Origin of the sequence: Rhizobium lentis, assembly GCF_017352135.1 — a bacterium.
In the GTDB taxonomy this organism is placed as follows: Bacteria; Pseudomonadota; Alphaproteobacteria; order Rhizobiales; family Rhizobiaceae; genus Rhizobium; species Rhizobium lentis.
Genome location: NZ_CP071454.1, coordinates 3,905,980 through 3,921,519, shown reverse-complemented (window position 1 = coordinate 3,921,519; position 15,540 = coordinate 3,905,980). Strand labels below are relative to the sequence as shown.

14 protein-coding genes are annotated in these 15,540 nt (G+C 61.3%); 2 read left to right on the top strand and 12 right to left on the bottom strand.

The genetic code is table 11. The features are described from left to right. Positions 1-9 precede the first annotated feature (9 nt). The 6 genes from J0663_RS19070 to J0663_RS19045 all read right to left on the bottom strand — a co-directional run bounded on the left by J0663_RS19070 (position 10) and on the right by J0663_RS19045 (position 6,213). A complete protein-coding gene (locus J0663_RS19070) occupies positions 10-1,395 on the bottom strand; it encodes a pyruvate dehydrogenase complex E1 component subunit beta (protein ID WP_207241938.1) in 1,386 nt (461 codons plus the stop codon). A gap of 15 nt (positions 1,396-1,410) precedes the next feature. Continuing rightward, a complete protein-coding gene (gene pdhA / locus J0663_RS19065) occupies positions 1,411-2,457 on the bottom strand; it encodes a pyruvate dehydrogenase (acetyl-transferring) E1 component subunit alpha (RefSeq protein ID WP_207241937.1) in 1,047 nt (348 codons plus the stop codon). 145 nt (positions 2,458-2,602) lie between these two features. After that, positions 2,603-2,923, bottom strand: a complete 321-nt coding sequence (locus tag J0663_RS19060; protein WP_207241936.1) for an FtsB family cell division protein — start codon at positions 2,921-2,923, stop codon at positions 2,603-2,605. 135 nt (positions 2,924-3,058) lie between these two features. Next, positions 3,059-4,333 carry a phosphopyruvate hydratase gene (eno, locus tag J0663_RS19055; protein WP_207241935.1) on the bottom strand — a complete coding sequence of 425 codons (1,275 nt, stop codon included), beginning with the start codon at positions 4,331-4,333 and terminating at the stop codon, positions 3,059-3,061. A gap of 141 nt (positions 4,334-4,474) precedes the next feature. After that, positions 4,475-5,320 carry a 3-deoxy-8-phosphooctulonate synthase gene (kdsA, locus tag J0663_RS19050; protein ID WP_207241934.1) on the bottom strand — a complete coding sequence of 282 codons (846 nt, stop codon included), beginning with the start codon at positions 5,318-5,320 and terminating at the stop codon, positions 4,475-4,477. Further along, positions 5,317-6,213: a VOC family protein gene (locus tag J0663_RS19045; protein WP_207241933.1), complete on the bottom strand. Its 897-nt coding sequence runs from the start codon at positions 6,211-6,213 to the stop codon at positions 5,317-5,319. Before J0663_RS19045 ends, kdsA begins: the two co-directional genes overlap by 4 nt. A 197-nt stretch (positions 6,214-6,410) precedes the next feature. On the opposite strand from J0663_RS19045, the gene lexA reads away from it, so the two are divergent. Then, entirely contained in the window at positions 6,411-7,130 is a 720-nt protein-coding gene (gene lexA / locus J0663_RS19040) for a transcriptional repressor LexA (RefSeq protein ID WP_207241932.1), read from the top strand. Here lexA and J0663_RS19035 read toward each other — a convergent pair. Continuing rightward, positions 7,111-9,540, bottom strand: coding sequence for a ComEC/Rec2 family competence protein (locus J0663_RS19035; RefSeq protein ID WP_207241931.1), 2,430 nt, complete (start codon positions 9,538-9,540; stop codon positions 7,111-7,113). The two genes, lexA and J0663_RS19035, sit on opposite strands and share 20 nt — an antisense overlap. A gap of 282 nt (positions 9,541-9,822) precedes the next feature. Here J0663_RS19035 and gltA point away from each other — a divergent pair, with 282 nt between their 5' ends. Continuing rightward, complete coding sequence (gene gltA / locus J0663_RS19030; protein ID WP_207241930.1) at positions 9,823-11,112, top strand: citrate synthase; 1,290 nt, start codon at positions 9,823-9,825, stop codon at positions 11,110-11,112. Positions 11,113-11,140: 28 nt separating this feature from the next. Here gltA and lpxB read toward each other — a convergent pair whose 3' ends face one another. From lpxB to lpxD, 5 genes are read right to left on the bottom strand one after another with little or no spacing between them, the layout of a single operon-like run. Then, on the bottom strand, positions 11,141-12,310 hold the full coding sequence (gene lpxB / locus J0663_RS19025; protein WP_207241929.1) for a lipid-A-disaccharide synthase: 1,170 nt from the start codon (positions 12,308-12,310) through the stop codon (positions 11,141-11,143). Next, positions 12,307-13,188, bottom strand: coding sequence for an LpxI family protein (locus J0663_RS19020; RefSeq protein WP_207241928.1), 882 nt, complete (start codon positions 13,186-13,188; stop codon positions 12,307-12,309). Before J0663_RS19020 ends, lpxB begins: the two co-directional genes overlap by 4 nt. Before the next feature lie 3 nt (positions 13,189-13,191). Then, the gene (gene lpxA / locus J0663_RS19015; RefSeq protein ID WP_207241927.1) at positions 13,192-14,010 is read right to left on the bottom strand and encodes an acyl-ACP--UDP-N-acetylglucosamine O-acyltransferase; all 819 of its coding nucleotides are present in this window, start codon (positions 14,008-14,010) and stop codon (positions 13,192-13,194) included. Continuing rightward, positions 14,007-14,474, bottom strand: coding sequence for a 3-hydroxyacyl-ACP dehydratase FabZ (gene fabZ, locus J0663_RS19010; RefSeq protein WP_207241926.1), 468 nt, complete (start codon positions 14,472-14,474; stop codon positions 14,007-14,009). The genes lpxA and fabZ overlap by 4 nt, the downstream gene beginning before the upstream one ends. Continuing rightward, entirely contained in the window at positions 14,467-15,531 is a 1,065-nt protein-coding gene (lpxD, locus tag J0663_RS19005) for a UDP-3-O-(3-hydroxymyristoyl)glucosamine N-acyltransferase (protein WP_207241925.1), read from the bottom strand. Before lpxD ends, fabZ begins: the two co-directional genes overlap by 8 nt. Positions 15,532-15,540: the final 9 nt, after the last annotated feature.

Here is a 15,540-nt window from a genome sequence, read left to right as displayed (position 1 = left end):
ACCCTCCCCTTATTTGTAGCAGACAGCCTTCACCGCATCGACGACTTCGCCGACATTCGGAAGGGCGAGCTTTTCGAGATTGGCGGCGTAGGGCATCGGCACGTCCTTGCCCGCAATAGTCAGGATCGGCGCATCGAGATAGTCGAAAGCCTGCTGCATGACGCGGGTGGCAATTTCGGTGCCGACCGACGACTGCGGATAACCTTCCTCGACGGTGACGAGGCGGCCGGTCTTCTTGACGGATTCGATGACCGTCGGAAGATCCATCGGGCGGATGGTGCGAAGGTCGATCAATTCGACGTCGATGCCGAGCTGTTCGAGTTCAGCGGCCGCCTTCGTCGCATAGGTCATGCCGATGCCGAAGGAGACGACCGTGACGTCCTTGCCTGGCCGATGGATGCGGGCCTTGCCGATCGGCAGGACGAAATTATCGAGCTTCGGCACGTCGAAGTGCTGGCCGTAGAGAATTTCGTTTTCGAGGAAGATGACCGGGTTCGGATCGCGGATCGCGGCCTTCAGCAGGCCCTTTGCGTCGGAAGCCGTGTAGGGCATGACGACCTTCAGGCCGGGGATGGCACTGTACCAGGCGGCATAGTCCTGGCTGTGCTGGGCACCGACGCGAGCCGCCGCGCCGTTCGGGCCGCGGAACACGATCGGAGCGCCCATCTGGCCGCCGGACATGTAAAGCGTCTTGGCGGCAGAGTTGATGATGTGGTCGATCGCCTGCATGGCGAAGTTGAAGGTCATGAATTCGACGATCGGGCGAAGGCCCGCCATTGCCGCACCGACGCCGACGCCGGCAAAACCGTGCTCGGTGATCGGGGTATCGATGACGCGGCGGGCGCCGAATTCCTGCAGCAGGCCCTGGGTGACCTTGTAGGCGCCCTGATATTCGGCCACTTCCTCGCCCATGACGAAGACGTCGTCATTGGCGCGCATTTCTTCGGCCATGGCGTCACGCAGCGCTTCGCGCACGGTGGTCGACACCATTTCCGTGCCGGCCGGAATTTCCGGGTCGTTCGGAACGACGGCCTTCGGCTCGGCCGGAAGCGGCGCTGAGGCTGAACCGCTATTCGTCGGCTTCTCTTCCTGAGCAACCGCGGGGGCTGGCGCGGCGGCAGGCTTGGCGGCGGAGAGATCCGAAGCGGATTCGCCGTCCTGCAGCAGCACGGCGATCTTCGTGTTGACCTTGACGCCTTCGGTTCCGGCATCGACCAGCAACTTGCCGATGACACCTTCGTCGACGGCTTCGACTTCCATCGTCGCCTTGTCGGTCTCGATTTCGGCGATCACGTCGCCTGAGGTGACCTTGTCACCTTCCTGCTTCAGCCATTTGGACAGCGTGCCTTCTTCCATCGTCGGAGAGAGGGCGGGCATGAGGATATCGATAGGCATGGGTTCCCTCCCCGATTAGAGCAGAATGTCGGTATAGAGCTCGGATGCATCCGGCTCCGGATCGGCCTGGGCGAAGTCGGCGCTGTCGGCGACGATGTCGCGGACATCCTTGTCGATCGCCTTCAGATCGTCTTCGGAAGCCCAACCCTTTTCGATGAGGCGCGCCTTTACCTGCTCGATCGGGTCCTGCTCGGAGCGCATCTTCTGCACTTCTTCCTTCGTGCGATATTTCGCCGGATCGGACATGGAGTGGCCACGATAACGATAGGTCAGCATTTCCAGGATGATCGGGCCCTTGCCGGAGCGGCAATGCTCGAGCGCTTCGTCGGCCGCCGCCTTGACGGCGCGAACGTCCATACCATCGACCTGAATGCCGGGAATGCCGAAGCCGGACCCGCGCAGCGAGTAGTTCGACTGCGCGGTGGCGCGGGCGGTCGACGTGCCCATGGCGTATCGGTTGTTCTCGACGATGTAGACGATCGGCAGCTTCCAGAGGGCCGCCATGTTGAAGCTCTCATAGACCTGGCCCTGGTTGGCCGCACCATCGCCGAAATAGGCGACGGCGACATTGCCGTTGCCGCGGTAGCGATTTGCAAAAGCAAGACCAGTCCCGAGCGAAACCTGGGCGCCGACGATGCCGTGACCGCCGTAGAAATGCTTCTCCTTCGAGAACATGTGCATCGAGCCGCCCTTCCCGTGGGAATAGCCGCTGCGACGCCCGGTCAGTTCCGCCATGACGCCGCGCGCTTCCATGCCGGTTGCCAGCATGTGGCCGTGGTCACGATAGGCGGTGATGACCTGGTCGCCTTCCTTCTGCGCCATCTGCATGCCGACGACGACAGCTTCTTGACCGATGTAGAGGTGGCAAAAGCCGCCGATGAAGCCCATGCCGTAAAGCTGACCGGCCTTCTCCTCGAAGCGGCGGATCAACAGCATCTCGCGATAGGCCTTGAGTTCCTCATCCCGATCGAAGTCGGCTACCGGGCCTCCGTTCGATGCTTTGGCTGCTGGTTTTGCTGCAGTTTTGCGGCTGGAAACGGTCGCGGTCTTTCGCGGCGCCATTCAACCCTCCCTATGGGTTTGTCGTTTCTCGGTGGCGCGTACCATAGGGAAGAAATATGACCACAGCAATGCCATAATTGCATGGCTCGTATTCAGCGCTAAGTCATTGGTAATACAGTAGAAATATCAATTAACCGAATTCCAGTTAATTGGAATAATGGTTGAAAACGACGATCTCGTCCGCGCGCGACATATTCAGCTGATACCGCGCCTTTTCGTCCAACATATCCTTGTCAAGCGAGCCGTCGCTGAGCAACGCCACCTGACTTTCCAGATGTTCGCGCTTCGCCTTCAACACCGCAAGCTCTTTCTCGCGCGCGACACGCTGACGCTCGAACGTCTCCGTCGCACGCAGGCCGTAATCGCCATGAATGCAATGATAACCGAAATAGGAAAGGAAGGCGACCGTCATAGCCGGAATGACGAAGCGGCCGAGCTTTCTCTTCTTATGATGCTTTGTCCACATACACGCATGCTCTTGAACGCATTACCAATTCGTCCAATCTAGCGCGCAGAGATTAACCGTTCGTTGACCGTAAAATGAAGCAACAAAAAACCCGCGCCGGCAAGGCGCGGGTCAATTCACTCAAGATCAGACCGATCAGCCTTTGATGATCGAGCGGCCGGCATACTGGGCCTGGGGGCCGAGGCCTTCTTCGATGCGGATCAGCTGATTGTACTTGGCAAGACGGTCGGAACGCGAGAGCGAGCCGGTCTTGATCTGGCCGCAGTTAGTGGCGACCGCGAGATCGGCGATCGTCGAATCTTCCGTTTCACCGGAGCGGTGCGACATGACTGCCGTGTAGGCAGCCTTGTGCGCCGTGTTCACGGCGTCGAGCGTTTCCGTCAGCGAGCCGATCTGGTTGACCTTGACGAGGATCGAGTTGGCAACGCCCATGCGGATGCCGTCGCGAAGACGGGCGGAGTTGGTGACGAAGAGATCATCGCCGACCAGCTGGGTCGTCTTGCCGATCAGATCGGTCAGCGTCTTCCAGCCGTCCCAGTCGTCTTCGGCCATGCCGTCCTCGATCGAGATGATCGGATACTTGGCGGTGAGTTCGGCCAGATATTCGGCCATGGCGCCCGATTCGAGCGTGCGGCCTTCACCTTCGAGAACGTATTTGCCGTCCTTGAAGAATTCCGTCGAGGCGCAGTCGAGGCCGAGGTAGATGTCCTCGCCCGGCTTGTAGCCGGCTTTCTCGACCGATTTGACGATAAAGTCGAGGGCTTCCGAAGCGCTCTTCAGGCCCGGCGCAAAACCACCTTCGTCGCCGACATTGGTGTTATGGCCCTGGGCCGCAAGTTCCTTGCGGAGCGTGTGGAAGACTTCCGAACCCATGCGCACGGCTTCGGCGATCGTATCAGCGCCAACCGGCAGGATCATGAATTCCTGGAAATCTATCGGATTGTCAGCATGAGCGCCGCCGTTGATGATGTTCATCATCGGTACCGGCAGGAGGCTCGCGGAAGCACCGCCGACATAACGGTAGAGCGGCAGGCCGGAGGCCTGGGCGGCAGCCTTGGCGACGGCGAGCGAAACGCCGAGAATGGCGTTGGCGCCGAGGCGCGACTTGTTCGGCGTGCCGTCGAGTTCGATCATGATGTTGTCGATCTGGATCTGGTTTTCGGCATCGATACCGCCGATCGCGTCGAAGATTTCAGTGTTGGCGGCCTCGACCGCCTTTTCGACGCCCTTGCCGAGATAGCGCTTGCCGCCGTCGCGCAGTTCGACCGCCTCATGCGCGCCGGTCGAGGCGCCCGAGGGAACGGCCGCGCGGCCCATGCTGCCGTCTTCGAGATAGACGTCGACTTCGACGGTGGGGTTGCCACGGCTATCGAGAATCTCGCGGGCGATGATATCGGTGATTGCAGTCATGGGTTCTTCCTGCTCAGTGGGTGATAAGTCGTTCGAAGCCTGTCATAATCGAAGGCGTGCAAATTACAATGCGGCAATTTCCAGCCTTGGAACGGGCGCTCCATCGTGGCCTAAACCACGATCATGTCAGCCTGTTGAACGTCAAGCCTTGGCGATTGCGTCGAAGGCAAGCAATTTCTCAAGCAATCGCGGCATGTCCTTGAGATAGACCATGTTCGGGCCATCGGACGGTGCGTTGTCGGGGTCCTGATGGGTTTCGAGGAAGACGCCGGCAATTCCCGTCGCCACCGCCGCGCGCGCCAGCGTCTCGACAAATTCGCGCTGGCCACCGGAGGAGTCGCCCTGCCCGCCCGGCTGGGCGACGGAATGGGTGGCATCGAAGATGACAGGCGCGCCCATCGCCGCCATGATCGGCAGCGAGCGCATGTCGGAGACCAGCGTATTGTAGCCGAAGGAGGCGCCGCGCTCGCACAGCAGTACATTCGGATTGCCGCTGGCATTCAGCTTCTTCAAAACGTTCTTCATGTCCCAGGGCGCCAGGAACTGTCCCTTCTTGACATTGACGACGCGCCCGGTCCTGGCGGCGGCGATGAGAAGGTCGGTCTGGCGGCAAAGGAAGGCAGGGATCTGCAGGACATCGACCACTTTTGCCACCTCGGCGCACTGCTCAGCCGTGTGGACGTCGGTCAGGACAGGAAGGCCGAATTCCTTCTTCAGGTCGGCGAAGATCTCCATGCCCTTTTCAAGGCCGATTCCGCGTTCGGCCGAGAGCGAGGTGCGGTTCGCCTTGTCGAAGGAACTCTTGTAGACGAGGCCGATGCCGAGCTTAGCGCAAAGCTCTTTCAGCGTACCGGCGACCATGAAGGCGTGATCCCGGCTCTCCATCTGGCAAGGCCCGGCGATCAGCGACAGACGGGTGGTATTGGAAAAGATGACCTGGCCGTCGCCTTCGCCGATCTTGACTTCGGAATTCGTATTGGAGCTCATCGTGGTTCCTCGAAGGCGAAGAGCGTGCCCTGGCCGGGCGCGGGCTTCACCAGAATGCGATTGTTCTTGCGCGTATACGTCACCCCGTTAGCAGCCAAATGCGCTTCTGTCACGGCAAGATCGGCGACATTGAAGAGGATTGCCCGGCCGCGCAGGCCGCGCTCGGCGGCCGAGACGGCTATCTCGAAATAGGCCTCCAACCCTTCCGGCGTCATCAGGCTGATTCTCGCATTCGATGCTGCGATCTTGACGCCGAAGCCTGTTTTCTCGATTGCCGATTGCGCCGCGGCGAGGCTGACGAAGGCGCCGAATGCGGCCGGTTCCGGCGCGCAAAGCGCCACCTCGGCAATGCCGGTGACGCCATTGGCATGTTTCTCCAGCGCACCACGGTCGGCCGGGAGCGGGTTGATGCGCTGACAGGTGAAGAGGAAGAAATCAGGCGCACGCAGATCGCTCGCAAAGGCCAATCTGAAGCTGCCGACGCTCTCGGAACCATCCGGCATCTTCATCGGCCGGCTGAACTCCAGCATCTCGCCGGCGCTCGATCCCCTACTGGCGAATTTCCTATGATCGCGGGCAGCATCTTCGGTGGCGAAAACGATTGCCGAAAGCCCCTCCTCGCCGCAACGAAAGCGAAAGGCTTGGTTGCGGGCGGTGAAGACATTGCCTTTCAGCGCCGATGCGTCGCTCTCCTCGATACTCGCGACGCCGAGCGGCTCCAGATAAGTTTTGTCGGCAAGGAAGACGCAGGCGTTTTCCGTTCCAAAGGGATGGCGCGCATCGGCGGCTACGGTGAAGCCAAGCTTGCCGAGCCTCTCGCGCGCCAGATCGATATTGACGACGGGCAGAACGACGTGATCCAGCGGGTGCGGCTTGGCGAGATGCTCGTTCATCGGTTCCTCTCCCAGAAACGACAGGAGATGTGCGACAGCACCTCCCTGAATGCAAGACATGGCGCCAATCCGGCGAATGAAAATAAAAATCGCGACGAGTTGGCGTGAAGTTTTACGGAAATTTAGCTACTTGCGGAACACATATGGAACATATAGGGTCTGTTCTGGATTTGTTTCAATCACGGGGTCTGACGTCGATGCTCACGCGCAAACAACAGGAGCTTCTCCTTTTCATTCATGAGCGCATGAAGGAATCCGGCGTTCCTCCCTCCTTCGACGAAATGAAGGATGCTCTTGATCTCGCCTCGAAATCCGGCATTCACCGCCTGATCACGGCGCTCGAGGAACGTGGCTTCATTCGCCGCCTACCGAACCGCGCCCGGGCGCTTGAAGTGATCAAGCTTCCGGAGGCCTATAGTCCCAGTCTTCAGCCGCGCCGCGGTTTTTCGCCGAGCGTCATCGAGGGCAGCCTCGGCAAGCCCCAGCCGACCGCAGCGCCCGCTGCCGCTAAACCGGTTGCCGACAACGGCAACTCTGTTTCCGTACCGGTCATGGGACGAATCGCTGCCGGCGTTCCGATCTCGGCGATCCAGAACAACACGCACGACATCGTCGTTCCCGCCGATATGCTCGGCTCCGGTGAGCACTATGCGCTTGAAGTCAAGGGCGACTCGATGATCGAGGCCGGCATCTTCGACGGCGATACCGTGATCATTCGCAACGGCAGCACGGCAAGTCCCGGCGATATCGTCGTTGCCCTTGTCGACGACGAGGAAGCAACGCTGAAGCGTTTCCGCCGCAAGGGCGCCTCGATCGCGCTGGAGGCCGCCAACCCCGCCTACGAGACCCGCATCTTCGGGCCCGACCGCGTCAAGGTGCAGGGCAAGCTCATCGGCCTCATCCGCCGCTATCACTGATACCGGACAGACCAGAATCCGTAAAACTGTCGTTGCGCCAATCATAGGCGCGATGGCGCATCCATGGCCGCGATAGGGCATTGAAGGCGGTCGCCACCTCCGGGCCGCCGGCGGTGATGCGCAGTTCGACCGAACCGGTCCGGCGCAGCGTCTCGCCGGTAAACAGCGTCGCGCCCGAGCGGCAGCTGGCCGAGCGCAGGCGCACCGGCGTGATGACAATATCGCCGGCATCGCAGGCCGGTCCGAGATAGGCGGCGTTCTCGATGACGGTCACGACATGACCGTTGGCGAGCTTCGCTACGCACCAGGCTTTCTTGACGCAGGAAAAACGCTCCGCGGTACCCCCCGCTGCGGCAGTCCGCATTGCGAGCCTCGCTTCGTTCTGCTGACCGGCCGAAAGCCTGAGGCGGCGATCGTCTCCCTCGGGAACAGCAGGGCCATCCAGCATTTTCGGCGGGTCATGAGTGGGCAGAACCAGTGCCCTTTGCCACTGGTCGAAGATGAAATCCGGCGGCCTTTCACGATTGGAAGCCATTGCCGACGCCTTGACGATCGCGACCAGACCGCCATCCTCGGAAATCACCAGATCCGGCGGCCGGCGAGCCGGCAGAACCAGGAAAGCGAGCGTCGAGACTGCCATGATGGCGGTGCCGACATGGCGCAGCCGCGTCCGCATGAGCGTCATCAGCAGGAAGCCCGCCACGGCCACGGCGAAATACCAGCCGGGCAAGCGACCGATGCCGATATCCCCGCCCCAGCCGGATATCGTCCTTGCCACCGCGATCACCAGATCGAGGCCGAATCCGACCACTTTCCAAGGCAGTGCATCCAGGCCGAAAGGCATAAGCAGCATCGCGAACAACCCGGCCGGCATGACAATGAAGGAGATCATCGGCATCGTCGCGAGGTTTGCCGGGAGGCCGTAGGCCGTCAGGCGATGAAAGTGCTCGATCGAAAACAGCGCCGTGGAAAAGCCACCGATCAACGAGGTCAGGAAAACACCGCCGAAGAAGCGTCCGACGGCAACCACCGGCCGCAGGGCCGGCATTTTCAGGACGGCGTTTTCGCGGACACGCCGGTCCTTCCATAGCTGATAACCCGATACCAGCGCCAAGGTCGCGGCAAAGGACATTTGAAAGCTTGGCCCGAGGACCTCGGAGGGAGCAAGCGCGATGATAACAAGCGCGGAAAGAGCGACATTGCGAAGGCTGATCGAAGGCCGGTCGAAGAAGACGGCAATGAGCATGATGGCCATCATGATGAAGGCGCGTTCTGCCGAGACCGCGAAGCCCGAGATCAGAAAATAGGCCGTGACGGCGATGAGCGCGCCGGCGGCGGCGAACTTTTTGGTCGGATAGGCCTGGGCGATGCCGGGAAAGAGACTGAGCAGCATCCGGAAGCCGACGAAGAAGATGCCGGCCGACAGCGCCATGTTGAGACCTGATATTGCGATGATATGGGCAAGACCGGATTGGCGCAGTGCATCCGTCGTCTCGTTTGAAATGGCGCGACGCTCGTCCGTGACGAGAGCGGCGGCAAAAGCGCCCGTGTCGCCGGGCAGGATCGAGCGTATGCGGTCGCCGATGCCGCTGCGCAGCCGATAGAGCCATTCGAGAAGAGCATCGGTAGCCCGCCTCGCCTCTTGCGGCTCCGCCTGCGAATCGACCTTCGTCGGGGCCCCGTAGAAGAAGCCGTTCGCGCCGATGCCGTCGAAATAGGCACCGAAGGAAAAGTCGTTGAGCTCGGGCAGCGCCGGACCCGCCGGCGGCGTCAGCCGTGCCCTGCCGGTGATTATGTCCCCGATTTCGAATGGCGCATCGGCGCCGCGGGCGATCACGGTTATGCGCTTCGGCGGCCGCTTGACCGCCGGCTCCTCGGTGCCGGTGACGGCAAGAATATAGCGCCACCGACCGCGATCGTCGCCTTCGCGCCGCTCGACGCGGCCGGTCACAGTCGTCGTTACGGATGAATCGAGGATGACAGTCGAAGCCCGCCACCTCTCGAACTGCGCGCAGAGCATGCCGCAGACCACAAGGGCAAGCGCCAGAAACGTCGCCCGCAAAACCGGCCGGCCGCGGCCGGCGACGAGAACCGCGACCGTCAACACCATCAGGCCGAGCAGTGAGGGAAGGAATGGAATATCGGTTGGTGCGAGAAACCAGAAGGCCGCGCCGGCGCCGAGAAAAACCGGCGAGAACAAGAGCAGGCGGTCGTAGTCCGCCTCCTCGCTCAGCATCCGGCCGCCGGCACGAAACGATTTTGCGATGGCGGCCATCAGCCGTCGGCGCAATGGCATCATGGACTGCGTCGTTGTCGGCCGCGTTCCCGCGGCAGGCGCAGGAAGAGACGCGGGACCGGCAAGGTCGACGCCCACTTGCGGCCGCAATTCGACTGTCGTCATTTCCTGCATGCACCGCCCCAACCCCGCTCAGCAACAATGCAACTCCGGAGCAAATCCGGCAAGAATAATCGATTGAAATATGAGGGAAAATCGTTAGCGGCAAAAGGTCAGTCGAATCATCGGCTTCCGCTATGCGTGCGGCTCATCGCTGCAGTGCCTAAAAGGTGATGCCGCAATGCACAAAATGCCGTCACGGTAACTTGGCATTAGCGTCACGATCATATAGCTATCGGTGAGGACGCTTAACCCCTATGGCGCTTTTGTGGCGCCACCGACATTTCGGAGGACAGCATGACGGATCAAAGCGCTACAATAAAAATCGGTGATAAATCAGTCGACCTTGCCGTTAAAAGCGGCACCATCGGCCCGAGCGTCATTGATATTGGTGCCCTCTACAAGAACACCGCTTCCTTCACCTACGATCCGGGCTTCACCTCGACCGCATCCTGTGAATCGAAAATCACCTATATCGACGGCGACGAAGGTGTTCTGCTGCACCGCGGCTATCCGATTGAGCAGCTCGCCGAGCATGGCGACTTTCTCGAGGTCTGCTATCTCCTACTCTACGGCGAACTGCCAACCGCTGCGCAGAAGAAGGATTTCGACTATCGCGTCACGCACCACACCATGGTGCACGAGCAGATGACCCGCTTCTTCACCGGCTTCCGCCGCGATGCGCATCCAATGGCCGTCATGTGCGGCTGCGTCGGCGCGCTGTCGGCCTTCTATCACGACTCGACCGACATCACCGATCCGCACCAGCGCATGGTCGCAAGCCTGCGCATGATCGCCAAGATGCCGACGCTTGCCGCCATGGCTTACAAGTACCATATCGGACAGCCCTTCGTTTACCCGAAGAACGATCTGGACTATGCGTCGAACTTCCTGCGCATGTGCTTTGCCGTTCCCTGCGAGGAATACGTGGTCAATCCGGTGCTTGCACGCGCGATGGACCGCATCTTCATCCTGCACGCCGATCATGAGCAGAACGCCTCGACCTCTACGGTCCGTCTCGCCGGTTCGTCGGGCGCCAACCCCTTCGCCTGCATCGCCGCCGGCATTGCCTGCCTCTGGGGCCCCGCGCATGGCGGCGCCAACGAAGCAGCGCTCAACATGCTGAACGAGATCGGCACGGTCGACCACATTCCGGAATATATCGCCCGCGCCAAGGACAAGAACGATCCGTTCCGCCTGATGGGCTTCGGTCATCGCGTCTACAAGAATTACGATCCGCGCGCCAAGATCATGCAGAAGACGACGCATGAAGTGCTCGGCGAACTCGGCATCAAGGACGATCCGTTGCTCGAAGTGGCGATGGAGCTGGAGCGCATCGCGCTCACCGATGAATATTTCATCGAAAAGAAGCTCTATCCGAACATCGACTTCTATTCCGGCATCACGCTGAAGGCGCTGGGCTTCCCCACCACCATGTTCACCGTGCTCTTCGCTCTCGCTCGTACGGTCGGCTGGATCGCACAGTGGAACGAGATGATCGAGGATCCGGAACAGCGCATCGGCCGTCCGCGCCAGCTCTATGTCGGCGAACCGAAACGCGATTATATCCCGGTTTCGAAGCGCTGATCGCCTCAGGACCCAAAAAGAAACCCGGTCAGAAATGGCCGGGTTTTTTCTTGTTCAGCACGTCGAGAAGGATTTCGGCGGCGTGCTCGCCAGGCGGCTTCTCCGTCTGCATGCGCTGCCAAATCAGCTCATACCCTTCCATCATCGCCTTGAGCTGGTAAGTGTCGGCCGACAGCCGCTCTATCCAGCGTGCAAGGCTTGCGCCGCGAACGATGTCGTTCAGATATTCCGGCACGACCGAGTAATCGGCGATCAGGTTCGGCAGCGCGCCCGTCCAGGTCTTGATGCTCGATGTCAGCATGCGCATGATCCAGTCGACCTTATACGCGGAGACGACCGGGACATCGGCAAGCGCAAGTTCAAGAATAACTGTTCCGGACGCCGCCATGGCTGCATCGGCCTCGGCAAAGGCCTTCCATTTCGCTTCCGCGCCGACGACGATCTCCGGCTTTACCGCCCACCCCGCGGTCATCGCGCGGACAAGCGCCTCCTTATGTGTCACCGTGGGCAGAATGAAACGCATCGGACCGTTGCGAGCGACGAGTTCGCTTGTTGCGAGCTCGAAATAAGGCAGCAGCTTCTTGATCTCGGAGGAACGTGAGCCGGGAAGAAGGAGGATCGGGCCGTTACCGGGCTGTCTGCCGGCGCGCAGCCGCCGGGTTTCCAGCAACGCCGGGTCGGCGACCAGGCGATGGCCGACATAGGTGGTCTCGGGACCGCCGAGCGCGCGCATCACTGCCGGCTCGAAGGGGAGGATGGCGAGCACATGATCGACATAGGCAAGCATGCGCGTGGCGCGATATTCCTTCCAGGCCCAGACGCTCGGACAGACATAATTGACGACCGGCAGATCGGGCAGCGCGGTGCGCACGCGCTTGGCGACGCGATGGGTGAAATCCGGACTGTCGATGATGAGAAGAATGTCCGGCCTTGCGGCGGCGATCTCAGCCGCGGTTCGGCGGATCAGGCCAAGCAGCTTTGGCAGCCGGCTCAGCACCTGGGTGATGCCCATGATCGACAATTCGGAAAAATCGAACAGGGATCTCAAGCCTTCCGCCTGCAGCCCCTCGCCGCCGACGCCGACAAGCTCGACCGGCCCGCCATGTATCCGCTTCAGCGCGGCGATGAGATCGGCCCCGAGCAGATCACCCGACACCTCTCCGGCAATGACGGCGATCTTCAGCGGCGCGCCGTTCATTCGAACCCCCATGCCGGCAGGCCGCGATCGACGCCGCAGACGAAGAGTCCTGCCTCATCGGCTGCCTTGATGACGGCGCCGCGATCGAGCACCAGCGAACGGCCAGCCTCGACAGCGATGCCGCCAAGACCGGCTTTTTTTGCATTCTGGATTGTGGAGACGCCGATCGCCGGCAGGTCAGCGCGAACATCCTGCTGCGGCTTGCAGAGCTTGACGAGCACGCCGCGGCGGCGTGGCGAGACGCGGCCGGCAGCTCTGAGGCCAGCGACACGATCCAGCATCTCGTCGGTGCCCTCAAGACCCTCCAGCGCGACGACGCGCCCGCCGATGCTGACGGCACCCTGCCCGACATCCAGCCGGCCGAGCATATCGGCGGCTTCGGCGGCGCGGCTGATATCGCGGCGGTCTTCCTCGCCGGGTGCGACCCCGCCAAGCGGACCAACAGTGGCAAGCAGGTCCGGGGCGATCTCATGGGCGCCGACGACGCGCCGACCGTTCCCCTCGATCAACCGGATCACCATTTGCAGAACCGTATCGTCGCCGCCGGACAGCAGCGTGCGAATGGCGGCGGGGACCTTCATCAGGATCCGGAAGGTCGGGCGCACCTCGCGCCATTCCGGCCGGCGGCGCACGCTTCCCGACATCACCACACGGCCGATGCCATAACGGTTGAGCAGTGCATCGAGGGCGGCGAAATCTCCGATGCCGATGACGGCATGATCATATCCCTCCCAGCGCCGATCGCTCTCGTCCCTCAACGCGACGATGACGGGATTTTCGCCGGCTGCGCGCGCCGCTTCGGCGACATAGGAAGGCAGAAGACCGCCGCCGGCGATGATCGCCAGCCGGCCCGCAGCGGTGTCGCCTGATAAAGCCACGGACTAGCCCTTCTGCCCCCGGGTCGGCGAGGACAGGGCGCGGTCGCTCTCGGCGGCGATGAAATCGAGGATATGCACCACCTGCTCGCAATCGGCATATTCGTCGCGGATCGCAGCGGCGTTTTCCCGGACCGAGGCCGCTCCCTCGAAAATCGCCTTATAGGCGCGGCGCACCCTGTGGATGACGGCGCGGTCGATCCCGGCGCGCGTCATGCCGACGACGTTGAGACCGCCGAGCAGTCCGGGATTGCCGTTCAGCATGCCATAGGGGATGACGTCATAACTCACCGCCGACAGACCGCCGACGAAAGCCTGACGGCCGACGCGGGTGAACTGGTGAACAGCCGATCCGCCGCCAAGGATAACCCGATCCTCGATAACGACATGGCCGGCGAGCATGACGTTGTTCGACATGATGACATGATTACCGACCCGGCAGTCATGCGCGACGTGGGAATTGGCAAGGAAAAGATTGTTGTCGCCGACGATCGTCTGGCCGCCGAAATCGGAGGTGCCGGTGTTCATCGTCACACCTTCACGGATCGTGCAATTGGCGCCGACCGTCAGTGTCGTCTCCTCGCCGCCGTGATGGACGCTTTGCGGATCGCCGCCGATGACCGCCATCGGAAAGATGCGCGTGCCCTTGCCGATCACGGTGCGGCCGGTGACGACCGCATGGGCCAGGAGCTCGACATTGGCATGCAGCACGACATGCGGTCCAACATGGCAGAAAGGACCGATCTTGACGCCCTCACCGATAACAGCCCCGTCTTCGACGACTGCCATCGGATGAATACGAGCGCTTTCGGCGATATTGCTCATGCCTGATCCTTACGAACGATCATCGCGCCGATATCGGCCTCGGCGACAAGCGCGCCGTCAACCTTGGCGTCGCAATGGAATTTCCAGATATTGCCGCGCTGCTTTTGCTTCTTGACGTGAAATTCGACACGATCGCCGGGCACGACAGGCTTGCGGAAGCGCGCATTTTCGATGGTCATGAAATAGACGAGGTTGCCGGTCTGGCCTTCCTTCTTGGCACAGATCGCGCCCGCCGTCTGGGCCATCCCCTCGATCAGCAAAACCCCGGGCATGATCGGCGCTTCCGGAAAATGACCGGTAAAGTGCGGCTCGTTCACGGTGACGTTCTTGATGCCGATCGCCGAATTGTCGCCGTCGATCTCAATGATCTTGTCGACCATGAGGAACGGATAACGATGCGGCAGCAGCTTCATGATCTCAGTGATGTCAGCCGAAGAAAGCGTCGTCGTGGCTTCCTCAGTCATTTTGCTTGCCTCCAGGGTTCCTTCCGCGCAGCTTGCTCTTCGAAACCTGCTGCGCGGCCTCTCTCAGATAGTCTTTTAGCGGACGTGCAGGTATACCGCCATATTGCCCGCCGGCGGCAAGATCGGTCATGATACCGCTTTTGGCGGCGATCTGCACGCCGTCACCGATCGTCACATGCCCCTTGATGCCGACCTGGCCGCCGATCTGAACACCATTGCCGATCTTCGTGCTGCCGGCGATGCCAACCTGCGAAACGATGGCGCAATGGCGGCCGATCTGGACGTTGTGGCCGATCTGGACCTGATTGTCGATCTTGGTCCCCTCGCCGATCACCGTGTCGTCCATAGCACCGCGGTCGACGGTCGTGTTGGCGCCGATCTCAACATTGTCCTGGATGATCACCCGGCCGATCTGAACGATCTTGATCATGCCGCCTGGGCCCGGTGCATAACCAAAACCATCCTGGCCGATCCGAACTCCGTTGTGGATGATCACCCGATTGCCGATCAGCGCACAAAGAATGCTCGCTCCAGCCGCAATTGAACAATCCCGGCCGATCTTGACCTTCGGGCCAATGACGCTGTTCGCGCCGATACGCGTGCCCTCCCCGATCTCGGCATGCGCACCGATAACGGCAAGGGGTTCGACGATGACGCCCTTTTCGAGTTTGGCGGTCGGATCGATGACGGCGCTCGGAGCAATCTCGCTCTCATCCGGAATAGCGACTGGACGCAATGCTGCGGGGTAGAACAGGCCGCCCGCCATCGCGAAGGCAGCATGCGGATTGGATGAGAAGATAACCGGCAACTGCGGAGGAACGAGATCGGCAAGCGCTTTGTCGCAGATCACTGCCGAGGCCTCGCATGTCGCAAACTCCTCGCGGTTGCGGCGCGAGAGGATATAGCAGACATCGCCCGCCCGCGCCCGGCTAATGGGAGCGACGGACCTGACGATAACATCGGCATGGTCGGCATCGGCGAGTTCCGCCCCAAGAAACTCTGCAAGCTCAGCGAGCCTCAGACCTTCATGGGGCAGAAAAAAAAAGTTTTGCTCCATCGGCAATGC

Bases quoted from the DNA above. Each gene is read 5' to 3' on its own strand.
- J0663_RS19045 (WP_207241933.1), bottom strand. From the start codon at position 6,213: ATGAACGAGCATCTCGCCAAGCCGCACCCGCTGGATCACGTCGTTCTG.
- lexA (WP_207241932.1), top strand. From the start codon at position 6,411: ATGCTCACGCGCAAACAACAGGAGCTTCTCCTTTTCATTCATGAGCGC.
- lpxB (WP_207241929.1), bottom strand. From the start codon at position 12,310: ATGAACGGCGCGCCGCTGAAGATCGCCGTCATTGCCGGAGAGGTGTCG.
- kdsA (WP_207241934.1), bottom strand. From the start codon at position 5,320: ATGAGCTCCAATACGAATTCCGAAGTCAAGATCGGCGAAGGCGACGGC.
- J0663_RS19035 (WP_207241931.1), bottom strand. From the start codon at position 9,540: ATGCAGGAAATGACGACAGTCGAATTGCGGCCGCAAGTGGGCGTCGAC.
- J0663_RS19070 (WP_207241938.1), bottom strand. From the start codon at position 1,395: ATGCCTATCGATATCCTCATGCCCGCCCTCTCTCCGACGATGGAAGAA.
- fabZ (WP_207241926.1), bottom strand. From the start codon at position 14,474: ATGACTGAGGAAGCCACGACGACGCTTTCTTCGGCTGACATCACTGAG.
- pdhA (WP_207241937.1), bottom strand. From the start codon at position 2,457: ATGGCGCCGCGAAAGACCGCGACCGTTTCCAGCCGCAAAACTGCAGCA.
- gltA (WP_207241930.1), top strand. From the start codon at position 9,823: ATGACGGATCAAAGCGCTACAATAAAAATCGGTGATAAATCAGTCGAC.
- lpxD (WP_207241925.1), bottom strand. From the start codon at position 15,531: ATGGAGCAAAACTTTTTTTTTCTGCCCCATGAAGGTCTGAGGCTCGCT.
- eno (WP_207241935.1), bottom strand. From the start codon at position 4,333: ATGACTGCAATCACCGATATCATCGCCCGCGAGATTCTCGATAGCCGT.
- J0663_RS19060 (WP_207241936.1), bottom strand. From the start codon at position 2,923: ATGTGGACAAAGCATCATAAGAAGAGAAAGCTCGGCCGCTTCGTCATT.
- lpxA (WP_207241927.1), bottom strand. From the start codon at position 14,010: ATGAGCAATATCGCCGAAAGCGCTCGTATTCATCCGATGGCAGTCGTC.